The 14861-nt window shown below is 65.9% G+C and carries 11 protein-coding genes; 1 reads left to right on the top strand and 10 read right to left on the bottom strand.

The features are described 5' to 3' along the window. Nucleotides 1-7 precede the first annotated feature (7 nt). Together JYG32_RS12815 and JYG32_RS12820 are read right to left on the bottom strand one after the other, a co-directional pair. Nucleotides 8-4711: a glutamate synthase-related protein gene (locus tag JYG32_RS12815; RefSeq protein ID WP_213263750.1), complete on the bottom strand. Its 4704-nt coding sequence runs from the start codon at nt 4709-4711 to the stop codon at nt 8-10. Nucleotides 4712-5000: 289 nt separating this feature from the next. Further along, a complete protein-coding gene (locus JYG32_RS12820) occupies nt 5001-5714 on the bottom strand; it encodes a transposase (RefSeq protein ID WP_027783329.1) in 714 nt (237 codons plus the stop codon). A 193-nt stretch (nt 5715-5907) separates the two neighbouring features. Here JYG32_RS12820 and JYG32_RS12825 point away from each other — a divergent pair, with 193 nt between their 5' ends. Further along, nucleotides 5908-6639 carry an OmpW/AlkL family protein gene (locus tag JYG32_RS12825; RefSeq protein ID WP_174380571.1) on the top strand — a complete coding sequence of 244 codons (732 nt, stop codon included), beginning with the start codon at nt 5908-5910 and terminating at the stop codon, nt 6637-6639. A 164-nt stretch (nt 6640-6803) separates the two neighbouring features. Here JYG32_RS12825 and ugpQ read toward each other — a convergent pair whose 3' ends face one another. From ugpQ to aroK, 8 genes are all read right to left on the bottom strand, one after another. Continuing rightward, nucleotides 6804-7568: a glycerophosphodiester phosphodiesterase gene (gene ugpQ, locus JYG32_RS12830; RefSeq protein WP_213263751.1), complete on the bottom strand. Its 765-nt coding sequence runs from the start codon at nt 7566-7568 to the stop codon at nt 6804-6806. A gap of 27 nt (nt 7569-7595) precedes the next feature. Further along, the gene (locus tag JYG32_RS12835) at nt 7596-8681 is read right to left on the bottom strand and encodes a sn-glycerol-3-phosphate import ATP-binding protein UgpC (protein ID WP_213263752.1); all 1086 of its coding nucleotides are present in this window, start codon (nt 8679-8681) and stop codon (nt 7596-7598) included. A gap of 32 nt (nt 8682-8713) precedes the next feature. After that, nucleotides 8714-9559: a sn-glycerol-3-phosphate ABC transporter permease UgpE gene (ugpE, locus tag JYG32_RS12840; protein ID WP_213263753.1), complete on the bottom strand. Its 846-nt coding sequence runs from the start codon at nt 9557-9559 to the stop codon at nt 8714-8716. Next, nucleotides 9556-10440: a sn-glycerol-3-phosphate ABC transporter permease UgpA gene (gene ugpA / locus JYG32_RS12845; RefSeq protein WP_213263754.1), complete on the bottom strand. Its 885-nt coding sequence runs from the start codon at nt 10438-10440 to the stop codon at nt 9556-9558. The genes ugpE and ugpA overlap by 4 nt, the downstream gene beginning before the upstream one ends. A gap of 96 nt (nt 10441-10536) precedes the next feature. Beyond that, nucleotides 10537-11871, bottom strand: a complete 1335-nt coding sequence (gene ugpB / locus JYG32_RS12850) for a sn-glycerol-3-phosphate ABC transporter substrate-binding protein UgpB (protein WP_174380566.1) — start codon at nt 11869-11871, stop codon at nt 10537-10539. 90 nt (nt 11872-11961) lie between these two features. Continuing rightward, a complete protein-coding gene (locus JYG32_RS12855) occupies nt 11962-13170 on the bottom strand; it encodes a deoxyguanosinetriphosphate triphosphohydrolase (RefSeq protein ID WP_213263755.1) in 1209 nt (402 codons plus the stop codon). A 41-nt stretch (nt 13171-13211) separates the two neighbouring features. After that, on the bottom strand, nt 13212-14291 hold the full coding sequence (gene aroB / locus JYG32_RS12860) for a 3-dehydroquinate synthase (protein WP_213263756.1): 1080 nt from the start codon (nt 14289-14291) through the stop codon (nt 13212-13214). Further along, nucleotides 14288-14842, bottom strand: coding sequence for a shikimate kinase AroK (aroK, locus tag JYG32_RS12865; protein ID WP_174380585.1), 555 nt, complete (start codon nt 14840-14842; stop codon nt 14288-14290). The genes aroB and aroK overlap by 4 nt, the downstream gene beginning before the upstream one ends. Nucleotides 14843-14861 lie beyond the last annotated feature (19 nt).

A 14861-nucleotide genomic window follows, 5' to 3' on the forward strand; every position in this document is an offset into this window, starting at 1 on the left:
TCGTCGCTCAGGCGGCCAGCACTTCCTTCGCCGCCTTCTTCGCACCGATCTCGCCCAGCGCGCGCTTGTATTCGTGCGGGAACACCTTCACGAACTGGCGGCGCGCCGCGTCCCAGTTTTCCAGCAGCGACTTCGCGCGCGGCGAACCCGTGAACTGGAAATGACGCTCGACGAGCCCCTTGAGCAGCGCTTCGTCCGTCGTGCCCGCGTGCCAGAGCGCGCGGTCGACCGTACGCTCCTGCTCGGCCTGCTGCAGCACCGGCTCGAGCGCGACCATCGCCTTGTTGCACTTCGCCGCGAACGTGCCTTCCGGATCGTAGATGTACGCGAGGCCGCCCGACATGCCGGCCGCGAAGTTGCGCCCCGTCTCGCCGAGCACGACGACCGTGCCGCCCGTCATGTATTCGCAGCCGTGGTCGCCCGTGCCTTCGACGACCGCCGTCGCGCCCGAGTTGCGCACGCAGAAGCGCTCGCCCGCGACGCCGCGGAAGAACGATTCGCCTTCGATCGCGCCGTACATCACCGTGTTGCCGCAGATGATGTTTTCCTCGGACTTGCCGCGGAAGTCGTTGGTCGGGCGGATGATGATCCGGCCGCCCGACAGGCCCTTGCCGACGTAGTCGTTGCCGTCGCCGACGAGGTCGAGCGTCACGCCCTTCGCGAGGAACGCGCCGAAGCTCTGGCCGGCCGTGCCCTTCAACTGGATGTGCACCGCGTCGTCCGCCAGGCCGTCGTGGCCGTGCTTCTTCGCGATCACGCCCGACAGCATCGCGCCGACCGTGCGGTTCACGTTGCGCACCGGCTGGATGAACGACACATGCTCACCGTTCTCGATCGCGGCCTTTGCCTTCTCGATCAGCACGTGGTCGAGCGCGCGCTCGAGGCCATGATCCTGCACGTCGACGTGACGCGGCGCGACGTCCTCGCACTCTTCCGGCTGGTAGAACACGCGCGAGAAGTCGAGGCCCTTCGCCTTCCAGTGCTCGATGCCCTTGCGCGTATCGAGCAGGTCGGCGCGGCCGATCAGGTCGTCGAACTTCGCGATGCCGAGCTGCGCCATGATCTCGCGCACTTCCTCGGCGACGAAGAAGAAGTAGTTCACGACGTGCTCGGGCTGGCCCTTGAACTTCGCACGCAGCACCGGATCCTGCGTCGCGACGCCGACCGGGCACGTGTTCAGGTGGCACTTGCGCATCATGATGCAGCCTTCGACGACGAGCGGCGCCGTCGCGAAGCCGAATTCGTCCGCGCCGAGCAGCGCACCGATCACGACGTCGCGGCCCGTCTTCATCTGGCCGTCGGCCTGCACGCGGATACGGCCGCGCAGGCGGTTCAGCACCAGCGTCTGCTGCGTTTCGGCGAGGCCGAGTTCCCACGGCGTGCCCGCGTGCTTGACCGACGACAGCGGCGATGCGCCCGTGCCGCCGTCATGGCCGGCGATCACGACGTGATCGGCCTTCGCCTTCGCGACACCGGCCGCGACCGTGCCGACGCCCACTTCGGACACCAGCTTCACCGAGATGCTCGAGCTCGGGTTCACGTTCTTCAGGTCGTGGATCAGTTGCGCCAGATCCTCGATCGAATAGATGTCGTGGTGCGGCGGCGGCGAGATCAGGCCGACGCCCGGCACCGAGTAACGCAGCTTGCCGATGTACTCCGACACCTTGTGGCCCGGCAACTGGCCGCCTTCGCCCGGCTTCGCGCCCTGCGCCATCTTGATCTGGATCTGGTCGGCCGAAGCGAGGTACTCGGCGGTGACGCCGAAGCGGCCCGACGCGACCTGCTTGATCTTCGAGCGCAGCGAATCGCCGTCCTTCAGCGCAATGTCGCTGACGATCTCGTCGCCGATCACCGACTTCAGCGTCTCGCCGGCCTTGATCGGAATGCCGCGCAGTTCGTTGCGATAGCGCTTTTCGTCCTCGCCGCCTTCGCCGGTGTTCGACTTGCCGCCGATCCGGTTCATCGCAATCGCGAGCGTCGCGTGCGCTTCGGTGCTGATCGAACCGAGCGACATCGCGCCCGTCGCAAAGCGCTTGACGATGTCCTTCGCCGATTCGACGTCGTCGATCGGGATCGCCTTGGTCGGCTCGACCTTGAACTCGAACAGGCCGCGGAACGTCATGTGACGCTTGGTCTGGTCGTTGATCAGGTGCGCGTATTCCTTGTACGTCTGGTACGAGTTGCTGCGCGTCGCGTGCTGGAGCTTCGCGATCGAATCCGGCGTCCACATGTGGTCTTCGCCGCGCACGCGGTACGCGTACTCGCCGCCCGCGTCGAGCATGTCGCGCAGGACCGGGCTGTCGCCGAACGCATCGCGGTGCAGGCGGATCGCCTCTTCCGCGACTTCGAACAGGCCGATGCCGCCGACCTTCGACGCCGTGCCCTTGAAGTACTTCTCGACGAGGTCGCTCGACAGGCCGAGCGCTTCGAAGATCTGCGCGCCCGTGTACGACATGTACGTCGAGATGCCCATCTTCGACATCACCTTCTGCAGGCCCTTGCCGACCGCCTTCGTGAAGTTGTAGACGGCCTTCTCCGGCGACAGGTCGCCCGGCAGGCCCTCGGCCATCTTCGCGAGCGTTTCCATCGCGAGGTACGGGTGCACGGCTTCCGCGCCGTAGCCCGCGAGCAGCGCGAAGTGGTGCGTTTCACGCGCGGAGCCCGTCTCGACGACGAGGCCCGTGCTCGTGCGCAGCCCTTGCTGGACGAGGTGCGTATGGATCGCCGACGTGGCGAGCAGCGCCGGAATCGCGACGTGCTCGGCGTCCGTCTTGCGGTCCGACACGATCAGCATGTTGTAGCCCGACTTGACCGCGTCGACGGCTTCCGCGCACAGCGACGCGAGGCGCGCCTCGATGCCTTCCTTGCCCCACGCGACCGGGTAGCAGATGTTCAGCTCGTACGCGCTGAACTTGCCGCCCGTGTACTGGTCGATCGCGCGGATCTTCGCGATGTCCTTGAAGTCGAGCACCGGCTGCGACACTTCGAGACGCATCGGCGGGTTGATGTTGTTCGTGTCGAGCAGGTTCGGCTTCGGGCCGACGAACGACACGAGCGACATCACCATGTTCTCGCGGATCGGGTCGATCGGCGGGTTTGTGACCTGCGCGAACAGTTGCTTGAAGTAGTGATAGAGCGTCTTGTTCTTGTTCGACATCACCGCGAGCGGCGAGTCGTTGCCCATCGAACCGACGGCCTCTTCGCCCTGCTGCGCCATCGGCGCCATCAGGAACTTCAGGTCTTCCTGCGTATAGCCGAACGCCTGCTGGCGGTCGAGCAGCGCGGCGCCCTGCGTGCGGCCGGCCGCGACTTCCTCGGCCTTCGGCTCGATCTCGTCGAGCTTGATGCGCACGGCGTCGATCCAGCTCTTGTACGGCTTCGCGTTCGCGAGGTTGTCCTTCAGTTCCTTGTCGTCGATGATGCGGCCGTGTTCCATGTCGATCAGGAACATCTTGCCCGGCTGCAGGCGCCACTTCTTGACGATCTTCGATTCGGGGATCGGCAGCGTGCCGGCTTCCGACGCCATGATGACGAGGTCGTCGTCCGTGACGATGTAGCGCGCCGGGCGCAGGCCGTTACGGTCGAGCGTCGCGCCGATCTGGCGGCCGTCGGTGAACGCGATCGCGGCAGGGCCGTCCCACGGCTCCATCATCGCGGCGTGGTATTCGTAGAACGCGCGGCGGTTCTCGTCCATCAGCGTGTGCTGTTCCCACGCTTCCGGGATCATCATCATCACCGCGTGCACGAGCGGGTAGCCGGCCATCACCAGCAGTTCGAGACAGTTGTCGAACGAAGCGGTGTCCGACTGGCCCGGGTAGATCAGCGGCCACAGTTTCGGCAGGTCGTCGGCGAGCACGTGCGACGCGATCGCGCCGGTACGTGCGTTCAGCCAGTTCACGTTGCCCTTCACGGTGTTGATCTCGCCGTTGTGCGCAATCATCCGGTACGGGTGAGCCAGCTCCCATGCCGGGAACGTGTTGGTCGAGAAGCGCTGGTGCACGAGCGCGAGCGCCGACACGACGCGCGGGTCCTGCAGGTCGCGGTAGTACACGCCGACCTGGCCGGCCAGCAGCAGCCCCTTGTAGACGACCGTGCGCGCCGACATCGACGGCACGAAGTACTCCTTGCCGTGCTTGAGCTTCAGCGCCTGGATGCGGTGGCTCGCCGTCTTGCGGATCACGTACAGCTTCCGCTCGAGCGCGTCTGTCACCATGATGTCCTTGCCGCGGCCGATGAAGATCTGGCGGATCAGCGGCTCGCTCGCCTTCACGGTCGGCGAAATCGGCATCGCATGGTCGACCGGCACGTCGCGCCAGCCGAGCACGACCTGGCCCTCGGCCTTCACCGTACGCTCGAGCTCCTGCTCGCACGCGAGACGCGATGCGTTTTCCTTCGGCAGGAAGATCATCCCGACCCCATATTCGCCGGAAGGCGGCAGCATCACGCCCTGCTTCGACATTTCCTCGCGATAGAACGCGTCCGGAATCTGGATCAGGATGCCCGCGCCGTCGCCCATCAACGGATCGGCGCCGACCGCGCCGCGGTGATCGAGGTTTTCGAGGATCTTCAGACCCTGCTGAATGATCTCGTGGCTCTTCTTGCCCTTGATGTGAGCGACAAAGCCGACGCCGCAGGCGTCGTGTTCGTTTTGCGGGTCGTACAGACCTTGTGCGGCGGGCACCGCGGCGAGCGGCTGCTGGTGGTCGTTCATGGGGACACCGTCGTAAAGGGGGCCTGGAGGGCCGTTGAACCGTTTTTTGTTGCCGTCGATCCCGCTCCCGACGGGAGACGGCGCGGCCGACAGTGGGCGGGCATGCTTCGCCCGGGCCACCGGAATTCGGAATATACGCGACGAATCAAAGGAATAGCAACAAAAACCGCTTGATCGAACCCCAATTAAAACAATGCTTCGATCTGGTGCCATTTTATTGGGGTCGCATCATTTTGGTGCAAAAAGAAGCGGCGCCCGCAGCGCCGCCTCCTCGACCGCCGTTCCCGCACTACTGCTGGATCGGCGGCGTGTTCTCGCGCACCTTTCTGGGGCGTCCGCGCGGCAGCGGCGATACGCGGCGGTTCGCGGTACGCGCCGCCCACTCGCGGTAGTTCTCGCCGCCGAGCACCCAGCCCTTGAGCGTTGCCTGCTGCAACTGGTCGGCCTGTCGCTCGTCGAGCGGCTGCTCGCACAGCTCCTTGTACGCACGCTGGCGGTCGAACGGCGTGTTGCCGAGCGCCCAGTAGAGCGGATGGTCGGTGATCAGGCTGTCGACGGTGAGCCCGACGTGATGCCGGTAGCTCGACCAGCGATAGGCTTCGGGCGTCGCGACGAGCTGCGAGCGCACCGGGCTCATCTCGACCACGCGGCTCGCGAGCAGGAAATAGCGCTCGCCTTCGATCACGGTCGCGCGATAGCGGCCTTCCCACAGGGTGCCGCGCCGCGAATAGCGCCGGTTGAAATGCGCGACGTAGCGGCGGCCGACTGCCTGCATCGCCTTCGGCAGGCTCGCCTCGTCGCTCGGCGTCACGAGGAGTTGCACCTGGCGCGGCAGCAGCACATAGGCATGCACCGACAGGTGGTGATCGCGCGCGGCGGCCTTCAGGCAGTCGATGAAGAGTTCGTAGTCCTGGTCGTCGACGAACGCGGGTTGCTGATCCAGGCCGCGCAGTATCACGTGCTGCGGCTGGTCGGGAACGTAGAGTCGTGCTAACCGTGCCATGCTGAATGTCCGTTTGAACGCGTTAGGAAATACCCGGGGGTCCGAAAGTGCGCACCTGCGTAGAATGCCTGCCCTGTCGGTGCCCGGATGCGTACGGTCGTACTAATCCTAGGGTGAAAACTCTAACTTACGAGCTTGTTTGGTTTTAAACGCAGTCGTCATAATGAGCACGCCTTAGATCGGAGGAGACACAATGAAACGAAAACTGGCCATTACGGGGGCTGCAGCGCTCGCATTCACGTTCGCGGGCGGTACGGCACATGCACAATCCGCAGGTGATTTCTACGTCAGCACCGGCTGGCTGCACCTCGCGCCGCAGGACAGCAGCGACCCGTTGTTCCTGTATCGCGTCGGCGGCACGCCCATCAACCAATCGATTCCCAACACGGGCGCCGGCATCAACGACGCCGATACGCTCGGGCTCGCAGCTGGCTACTTCGTCACCGACCACATCTCCACCGAGCTCGTCATGGGGATACCGCCGAAGTTCGACATTACCGGCAAGGGTCAGTTCGAAAAGTTCGGCGTACTCGGCCGTGCGTACCAGTGGAGCCCCGCCGTGTTGCTTCGCTACCACTTCAACGACGCCAACGCGAAGTTCCGTCCGTATGTCGGCGTCGGCGCGACGTATGTCTGGTTCACCGGCGCAAAGATCACGAACAGCAGCTTCGAGAACGGCGTGCTCGGCGGTCCGACCAGCGCTACGACCAGCAACCAGTGGGCGCCCGTGTTCAACGCCGGCTTCACGTACAACTTCACGAAACACTGGTTCGCGGGCCTGTCGCTCTCGTACATCCCGGTCAGCGTGACCGCGACCTTCACGACGGCCCGCCGGACGCCGGTCGGCACCCTGACCGAAACGTCGAAAGCGAAGATCTCCCTCAACCCGATCGTGACCTACCTGAACGTCGGTTACCGCTTCTAAGCGTAGTCGAATATTTGGGGAATGGTTAATCCTGCTGCAATTTGTAGCGGATTTTTCGTGACGTAACGTCTCCACGATGTAAAACGCCCCGGCGGGAATCCCGTCGGGGCGTCGTTTTTTTGTCTCAGGGTCTTCCCGCACCCGCCGTCGCGCGGGACCGGCCGCTACGCGATGTCGTCCAGCGCATCGGGGCCGATCAGGTCGATCCGGTCCGTGCAGACCGCGTCGACGCCCCAGCGGGCGAGTTCGCGCGCCCGTTCGAGGTCGTTCACCGTGTACACCAGGATGCGCAGCCCGGCCGCCTTGATCGCCCGCACGAGCGGTTCGTCGAGCCTTTTGTGGTCCGCATGCAACGATACGCAGCCAAGCGCACCGACGACCTGCGCATGCCAGTCGTCCGGCACGGCCTCGTAGAGCATCCCGCGCGGCAGCGCCGGCACGGTCGCGCGCGCCTGTTGCAGCGCATCGAACGAGAACGACGACAGCAGCGGCGGGACCGCCGCACCACGCCAGTACGCGGCCGCGTCCGATGCCACGCGCTGCCCTGTCTCGCGCTCGCGCCCCGGGCACGGCTTGATCTCGACATTCGCGGCCAGGCCGTGGGCGATGCAGCGCGCCGCCGCCGCCTCGAGTGTCGGCATCCGCTCGCCCGCGAAGCGCGCGTCGAGCCACACGCCCGCGTCGAGCGCGGCCAGCGCCGCATAACGCATGCCCGCCGCCGCCCCCTGGCCGTTCGACGTCCGGTCGACCGTGTCGTCGTGCAGCAGGAACGTCACGTCGTCGGCCGACAGCTTCGCGTCGAACTCGACCATCCGGTGTCCGCGCCGCGCGCCCTCGTCAAGCGCGGCGAGCGTGTTCTCCGGCGCGAGCGTGCCGCCGCCGCGATGGGCGACGACGCGCGGATAGGGCCAGTCGGTACGGGAAGTCATCGTCGGTCTCTCGGCAAGTGCGCAGGTTCAACCGGCACGCTTGCCGGTCTCGGGATCGAAGAAATGCAGCCGGTGCGCGGGCAGCGCAGCCGCCAGCGCCGTGCCGCGCGCGGGACGATCCGCGTGCGGCAGGCGCACCGCGACGTCGTGATTGCCCCAGCGGCCGTGCACGAGATTGTCCGCGCCGAGCAGTTCACACGAGTCGACGGGCAGCGTCGCCTGCGCGACGCCCGGCTGCGGCGTCATGTGTTCGGGACGCACGCCGAGTACCCAGTCGCGCCCGGTGGCGATCGCCGTGCCGATGCCGGGCGCACCGGCGACCGGCAGCGCGGGGCCGCCGCCCGTGACCGTGAAGGTCGCGCCGTCGTCCGACAGCCGGCCGTGCATCAGGTTCATCGCGGGCGAGCCGATGAAGCCCGCGACGAACACCGTCGCCGGCTTCTCGTACACGTCGACCGGCGCGCCGATCTGCTCCGCGTAGCCTCGGTTCATCACGATCACGCGCTGCGCGAGCGTCATCGCCTCGATCTGGTCGTGCGTCACGTAGACGCTCGTCGTCGCGAGCCGCGCATGCAGCCGCTGGATCTCGAGCCGCATCTGCACGCGCAGCTTCGCGTCGAGGTTCGACAACGGTTCGTCAAAGAGGAACACCGACGGCTCGCGCACGATCGCGCGCCCCATCGCGACGCGCTGCCGCTGGCCGCCCGACAACTCGCGCGGCCGCCGTGCGAGCAATGGATCGAGCTCGAGGATCTTCGCGGCCGCAGCCACCCGCGAATCGATCGTCGCACGTTCGATGCCGCGGATCTTCAACCCGTAGCCCATGTTCTGCGCGACCGTCATGTGCGGGTACAGCGCATAGTTCTGGAACACCATCGCGATGTCGCGATCCTTCGGCTCCAGCGCGTTGACGACCCGGTCGCCGATCGCGATTTCGCCGTCCGTCACGGACTCGAGCCCCGCGATCATCCGCAGCAACGTCGACTTGCCGCAGCCCGACGGGCCGACCAGCACGATGAATTCGCCGTCCGCGATCTCCACGTCGATGCCATGCAGCACGTGCTGCTTGCCGTCGTAGGATTTCCTGACGCCCTTCAAGCTCAGCGCAGCCATACTTGGTCCTTCTCCCGGTTGCCGTCCGTTATTTATTTCTCGGAATCGACGAGGCCGCGCACGAACCAGCGCTGCATCGCCAGCACGACGACGAGCGGCGGGATCATCGCCAGCAGCGTCGCCGCCATCACGTATTGCCATTCGGTCGCGGCGTCGCCGCTCGCGATCATCGTCTTGATGCCCACCACCGCCGTCGACAGCGACGCCTCCGTCGTGATCAGGATCGGCCACAGATACTGGTTCCAGCCGTAGATGAACGTGATCACGAACAGCGCCGCGATGCTCGTCTTCGACAGCGGCAGCACGACGTCCCAGAAGAAGCGCAGCGGCCCCGCGCCGTCGATGCGCGCGGCGTCCATCAGCTCGTCGGGCAGCGTCATGAAGAACTGGCGGAACAGGAACGTCGCGGTCGCCGACGCGATCAGCGGCAGCGTCAGCCCCGCATACGTGTTCGTCAGGTGCAGCGTCGACACGACCTGCACGGTCGGGAAGATCCGCACTTCGACCGGCAGCATCAGCGTGACGAAGATCAGCCAGAACGCCGTGTTGCGGAACGGGAAGCGGAAGTAGACGATCGCGTACGCGGACAGGATCGACATCGCGATCTTGCCGACCGCGATGCCGAGTGCCATCGCGAAGCTGTTCACGAGCAAGCGGCCGAACGGCGCCGTCGTGCCGCCGCTGCCGTGCCCCCAGATGTACGCGATGTTCTCGAACAGGTGCGTGCTCGGCACGAGCGACAGCGGCACCGCGAACACTTCCTGCGCGTTCATCGTCGCCGCACAGAACGCGACGTAGACGGGAAACACGATCAGCACGACGCCCGCGATCAGCACCGCGTGGCAGAACAGGTCGAAGCCCTTGCGATTTTCGATCATGCGTATTGCACCCTGCGTTCGACGAAGCGGAACTGGATCACCGTGAGCCCGACGACGATGATCATCAGCACGACCGACTGCGCGCCCGAGCTGCCGATGTCGAGCCCCTGGAAGCCCTCCGCGAAGATCTTGTAGATCAGCGTCTTCGTGCTCTGCGCCGGGCCGCCCCCGGTGGCCGCGTCGATCACCGGGAACGTGTCGAAGAACGCGTAGACGAGGTTCACGACCAGCAGGAAGAAACTCGTCGGCGACAGCAGCGGCAGCACGATGTTGACGAAACGCCGCACCGGCCCCGCGCCGTCGATCGCCGCCGCCTCGATCAGCGAGCGCGGGATCGCCTGCAGGCCCGCATAGAAGAACAGGAAGTTGTAGCTCACCTGCTTCCACACCGATGCGAGCACGACGAGAAACATCGCCTGCCCGCCGTTCAGCGCGTGGTTCCAGACGATGCCACCCTTCGCGAGCGCATAGGTGATCAGGCCGATGCTCGGGTTGAACAGGAACGCCCACAGCACGGCCGCGATCGTCGGTGCGACGGCGTACGGCCAGATCAGCAGCGTGCGGTACGCGCGCGCGCCGCGGATCACGCGGTCGGCGCACGCGGCGAGCAGCAGCGACACGACGAGCCCGCTCACCGTGACGAGCGAGCTGAACACGAGTGTCGTGCGAAACGAATCGAGATACAGCGGATCGGCGAACAGGCGCGTGAAGTTCGCGAAACCGACGAATTCGCTCGACGTGCCGAACGCGTCCTGCATCTGCGTCGACTGCCACAGCGCGACGCCGGCCGGCCACAGGAAGAACACGGAGGTGATCGCGAGCTGCGGCGCGATCAGCAGGTACGGCACCAGGCTCGTACCGAAGCGGGAACGGGATTGCATCGCGGATATCCGGTCAGGCGAAACGGAAAGGAAACCGCGCCGCCGGACCGCACGCGCGCATGCGCGGCGCGGCCGGCGGCACGAAGCGATGCGTGCTCAGCCGCCCGACTTCTCGAAGCGGCGCAGCAGCTCGTCGCCGCGCGAGGCCGCCGAATCGAGTGCGTCCTTCGGCGACTTCTTCTGCGCCCAGACCTGTTCGAACTCCTCGTCGACGATCGTGCGGATCTGCGGCATGTTGCCCAGACGCAGCCCCTTCGTGTAAGGCAGCGGCGGCTTGTTCAGCATCTGCTTGATCGCGGTTTCGGCGCTCGGGTTCTTCGCGTAGAAGCCCTGTTCGCGCGTGAGGTCGTACGCGGCGGTCGTCACCGGCAGGTAGCCCGTGTCCTGGTGCCACTTCGCGGCGACGGCCGGCGACGCGAGGTACGCGAGGAATTTCGCGACGCCCTTGTAGGTCGCCGGATCCTTGCCGGCCAGCACCCACAGGCTCGCGCCGCCGATGATCGCGTTCTGCGGCGCGCCCTTCACGCTCGCGTCGTACGGCATCATGCCCGTGCCGTAGCTGAACTTCGCGAATTTCTGCACGTTCGCGAGCGCGCCCGACGACGTCGTCATGATCCCGCAGTCGCCGCTGTAGAACTTCGCCGACGCTTCATCCTTGCGGCCCGCGTACGTGAACGTGCCGTCCTTCGCCATCTGCTGCAGGAACGAGACGTGCGCGATCTGCTGCGGCTTGTTGAATTCGAGCGCGGCATCGGTGCCGTCGAAACCGTTGTTGCGACTCGCGAACGGCAGCCCGTGCCATGCGCTGTAGTTCTCGAGCTGGATCCAGCCCTGCCAGCCGGTCGTGAAGCCGCACGCCATCCCCGACTTGCGCAGCTTCTCGGCATCGGCCTTCACGTCGGCCCACGTCTTCGGCGGCTGGTTCGGGTCGAGCCCGGCCTTCTTGAACGCGTCCTTGTTGTAGTACAGCACCGGCGTCGAGCTGTTGAACGGCATCGACACGAGATGGCCCGTCTTCGCATCGCTGTAGTAGCTCGAGATGGTCGGCACGAACGCCTTTTCGTCGAGCGGCACGCCGGCCTGCTTGAACACGTCGTAGACGGGCACGACGGCCTTCTTCGCCTGCATCATCGTGGCCGTGCCGACTTCATAGACCTGCAGGATCGCCGGCGCGTTGCCGCTGCGATAGGCGGCGATACCGGCCGCGAGCGCCTGGTCGTAGGTGCCCTTGAAGACCGGCACGATCTTGTAGTCGCTCTGCGACGCGTTGAACTGCTCGGCAATCGCGTTGACCCGCTCGCCGAGCGCGGCCTCCATCGCATGCCAGAACTGGATCTCCGTCGCGGCGAACGCCACGTGCTGTACACCGAACATCAGCGCGCCGCCGAGCGCGATCGAACGAACCATGGTCCCCGCAGGCTTCTTCTTCATCGACCTCTCTCCTATGAAAACGTTACCAACAGCGTGTGCAACATTCCCATCGCCATTGAACCGGCGAAGTCTAGTGATCGTTTGTGACAGTCAGTTGTCGCTGACGACGAACAGGCGCTGATATTCCTTCAGCGCGAAGCGGTCGGTCATTCCGGCGATGTAGTGCGCGACGAGACGCGGCTGCTGCGCTGCATCGTCCGACTGGTACGGCGGCGGCAGCAGCCGCGGATCGTCGATGAACGCGTCGAACAGCCCCGTGACGACGCGCTGCGCCTTGCTCGCCATGCGCATCACCTTGTAGTGGCGATACAGGTTCTTGAAGAGGAAACGCTTGAGGGCGGCCGCCTGCGCGGCGACCGTCGCGCTGTGCGACACGAGCGGCGGCGCGGCACGCACGTCGTCGAGCGACGCGGGTGCAGCGCGCGCGAGATTACGCGTCGTCTCGTCGATCAGGTCGACGATCAGCGTGTTGATGATGCGGCGCACCGTCTCGTGCACGAGACGGCGGCCTTCGAGGTGTGGGAATTCAGCGAGCGCCGCCTCGTAGTGGCGCTGCCACAGCTCGACTTCCGCGAGTTGCTCGATCGTGATCAGGCCGGAACGCAGGCCGTCGTCGACGTCGTGGTTGTTGTAGGCAATTTCGTCCGCGATGTTCGCGATCTGCGCTTCGAGCGACGGCTGGTGGCCCTGCAGGAAGCGCTCGCCGAGCGCGCCGAGCTTGCGCGCATTCTCGCGCGAGCAGTGCTTCAGAATGCCTTCGCGCGTCTCGAAGCACAGGTTCAGCCCGTTGAACGCGCCGTAGTGCTCCTCGAGATCGTCGACAACGGCAAGGCTCTGCAGGTTGTGCTCGAAGCCGCCGTGGTCGCGCATGCACGCATTCAGCGCGTCCTGGCCGGCATGGCCGAACGGCGTATGGCCGAGATCGTGCGCGAGCGAGATCGCTTCGACGAGATCCTCGTTCAGGCGCAGGTTGCGCGCGACCGAGCGCGCGATCTGCGCGACTTCGAGGCTGTGCGTGAGGCGCGTGCGGAACAGGTCGCCTTCGTGATTGACGAAGACCTGCGTCTTGTATTCGAGCCGGCGAAACGCGGTCGAATGGACGATACGATCGCGGTCGCGCTGGAACTCGGTGCGCGCCGCCGGCGGCGTTTCCGGATGGTGGCGGCCGCGCGACTGCGACGCGTGTGCGGCATACGGAGCGAGATGGGCTTCCAGCGCCGCCAGCGTCGGCGGTTCGGCAACCGGCGCAGCGGATGCGCGGCCGGCTTCGGGCAGTGTGCTGCTGGATGTCTCGCTCACGTCTCCTCCATGTCAGGGGCGCCGGGGCATCCGGGCCGCCGTTACCGGGCCGTCTGCGCCAGTGTAGCGAACACGGCTTCGTCCGGCGCCTGCGTGATCAGCGTATCGCCGAATCGCTTCAGCAGGATGAACTTGATCGCGCCGGCCTCGGCCTTCTTGTCGACGCGCATCAGGTCCATGTAGCGCGCGTCGCCGAGCGCGGGCCCGCGGGTCGGCAGGTGCGCGGCCGCGATCACCGCGTCGAGGCGCTGCCGCGACGCTTCGTCGAGCAGGCCGAGCCGCACCGACAGGTCGCCGGCCATCACCATCCCGCAGCCGACCGCCTCGCCGTGCAGCCACTCGCCGTAGCCGAGCCCGGCTTCGATCGCATGGCCGAACGTGTGGCCGAAGTTCAGGATCGCGCGCAGGCCGCCTTCGCGTTCGTCAGCCGCGACCACGCTCGCCTTGATCTCGCACGAACGCTTCACGGCGTGCGCGAGCGCAGCCGGCTCGCGACGGTTCAGCGCATCGACGTTCGCCTCGATCCAGTCGAAGAATTTCGCATCGGCGATCGCGCCGGTCTTGATGATCTCGGCAACGCCGGCCGCCAGTTCGCGGTCGGGCAGCGTCGTCAGCGCGCCGATGTCCGCGATCACGGCTTGCGGCTGGTAGAACGCGCCGATCATGTTCTTGCCGAGCGGGTGGTTGATGCCCGTCTTGCCGCCGACCGACGAATCGACCTGCGACAGCAGCGTCGTCGGCACCTGGATGAATGGCACGCCGCGCATGTAGCATGCGGCGGCAAAGCCCGTCATGTCGCCGACCACACCGCCGCCGAGCGCAACGAGCGTCGTCTTGCGATCCGCGCGCTCGGTCAGCAGGCCGTCGAAGATCAGGTTCAGCGTTTCCCAGTTCTTGTATGCCTCGCCGTCCGGCAGCACGACCGTCGACACGCGTTTGCCGAGCGGCGCGAGCGCCGCGCGCAGCGCGTCGCCGTAGAGCGGATCGACCGTCGTGTTCGTGACGATCGTGACGGACGAACCCTTGATGTGAGGCGCGAACAGCTCGGCGCGGCCGATCAGGCCGGCGCCAATGTGAATCGGATAGGCGCGGTCGCCCAGATCGACGTTGACAGTAATCATGCTTGTAGCGGCTTGGCGATGACGCCCGCCAGTTCGAGTTGCATCAGCACCATGTTGACGAGACCGTTGACCGACGGACGGCCGGTCTCGATGACGAAATCCGCGCATTCGCGGTACAGCGGGTCGCGCACTTCGTACAGCGCTTCGAGACGCCCCTTCGGATCTTCGGTCTGCAGCAGCGGGCGGTTCTTGTCCTTGCGCGTGCGCAGCCACAGATCGTGCGGATTGGCACGCAGATAGACGACGATGCCATTGCTTTTCAGGCAATCGCGATTTTCCGGACGCAGCACCGCGCCGCCGCCCGTCGCGAGCACGATGTTCTCGCGCTGCGTGAGCTCGGTGATCACCTGCGTTTCGCGATCGCGAAACCCGGCCTCGCCCTCCAGCTCGAAGATCACCGGAATGCGCGCGCCCGTGCGGGCCTCGATTTCGTGGTCGGAGTCGAAGAACGTCCTGTCGAGACGACGCGCGACCGCACGGCCCACGGTGGTCTTACCCGCTCCCATAAGGCCGACGAAAAATACGTTTGCATGTGGGTCCCGCGCTTGCAACGGCTTCCTCTGCTTCAAT

This window comes from Burkholderia pyrrocinia (assembly GCF_018417535.1).
GTDB lineage: Bacteria > Pseudomonadota > Gammaproteobacteria > Burkholderiales > Burkholderiaceae > Burkholderia > Burkholderia pyrrocinia_E.

What these genes read in the sequence shown, in the direction of transcription:
- ugpA (WP_213263754.1), bottom strand. Translation starts at nt 10,440, where the DNA reads ATGCAATCCCGTTCCCGCTTCGGTACGAGCCTGGTGCCGTACCTGCTG.
- aroB (WP_213263756.1), bottom strand. Translation starts at nt 14,291, where the DNA reads ATGATTACTGTCAACGTCGATCTGGGCGACCGCGCCTATCCGATTCAC.
- JYG32_RS12820 (WP_027783329.1), bottom strand. Translation starts at nt 5,714, where the DNA reads ATGGCACGGTTAGCACGACTCTACGTTCCCGACCAGCCGCAGCACGTG.
- ugpB (WP_174380566.1), bottom strand. Translation starts at nt 11,871, where the DNA reads ATGAAGAAGAAGCCTGCGGGGACCATGGTTCGTTCGATCGCGCTCGGC.
- JYG32_RS12825 (WP_174380571.1), top strand. Translation starts at nt 5,908, where the DNA reads ATGAAACGAAAACTGGCCATTACGGGGGCTGCAGCGCTCGCATTCACG.
- ugpQ (WP_213263751.1), bottom strand. Translation starts at nt 7,568, where the DNA reads ATGACTTCCCGTACCGACTGGCCCTATCCGCGCGTCGTCGCCCATCGC.
- ugpE (WP_213263753.1), bottom strand. Translation starts at nt 9,559, where the DNA reads ATGATCGAAAATCGCAAGGGCTTCGACCTGTTCTGCCACGCGGTGCTG.
- JYG32_RS12815 (WP_213263750.1), bottom strand. Translation starts at nt 4,711, where the DNA reads ATGAACGACCACCAGCAGCCGCTCGCCGCGGTGCCCGCCGCACAAGGT.
- JYG32_RS12835 (WP_213263752.1), bottom strand. Translation starts at nt 8,681, where the DNA reads ATGGCTGCGCTGAGCTTGAAGGGCGTCAGGAAATCCTACGACGGCAAG.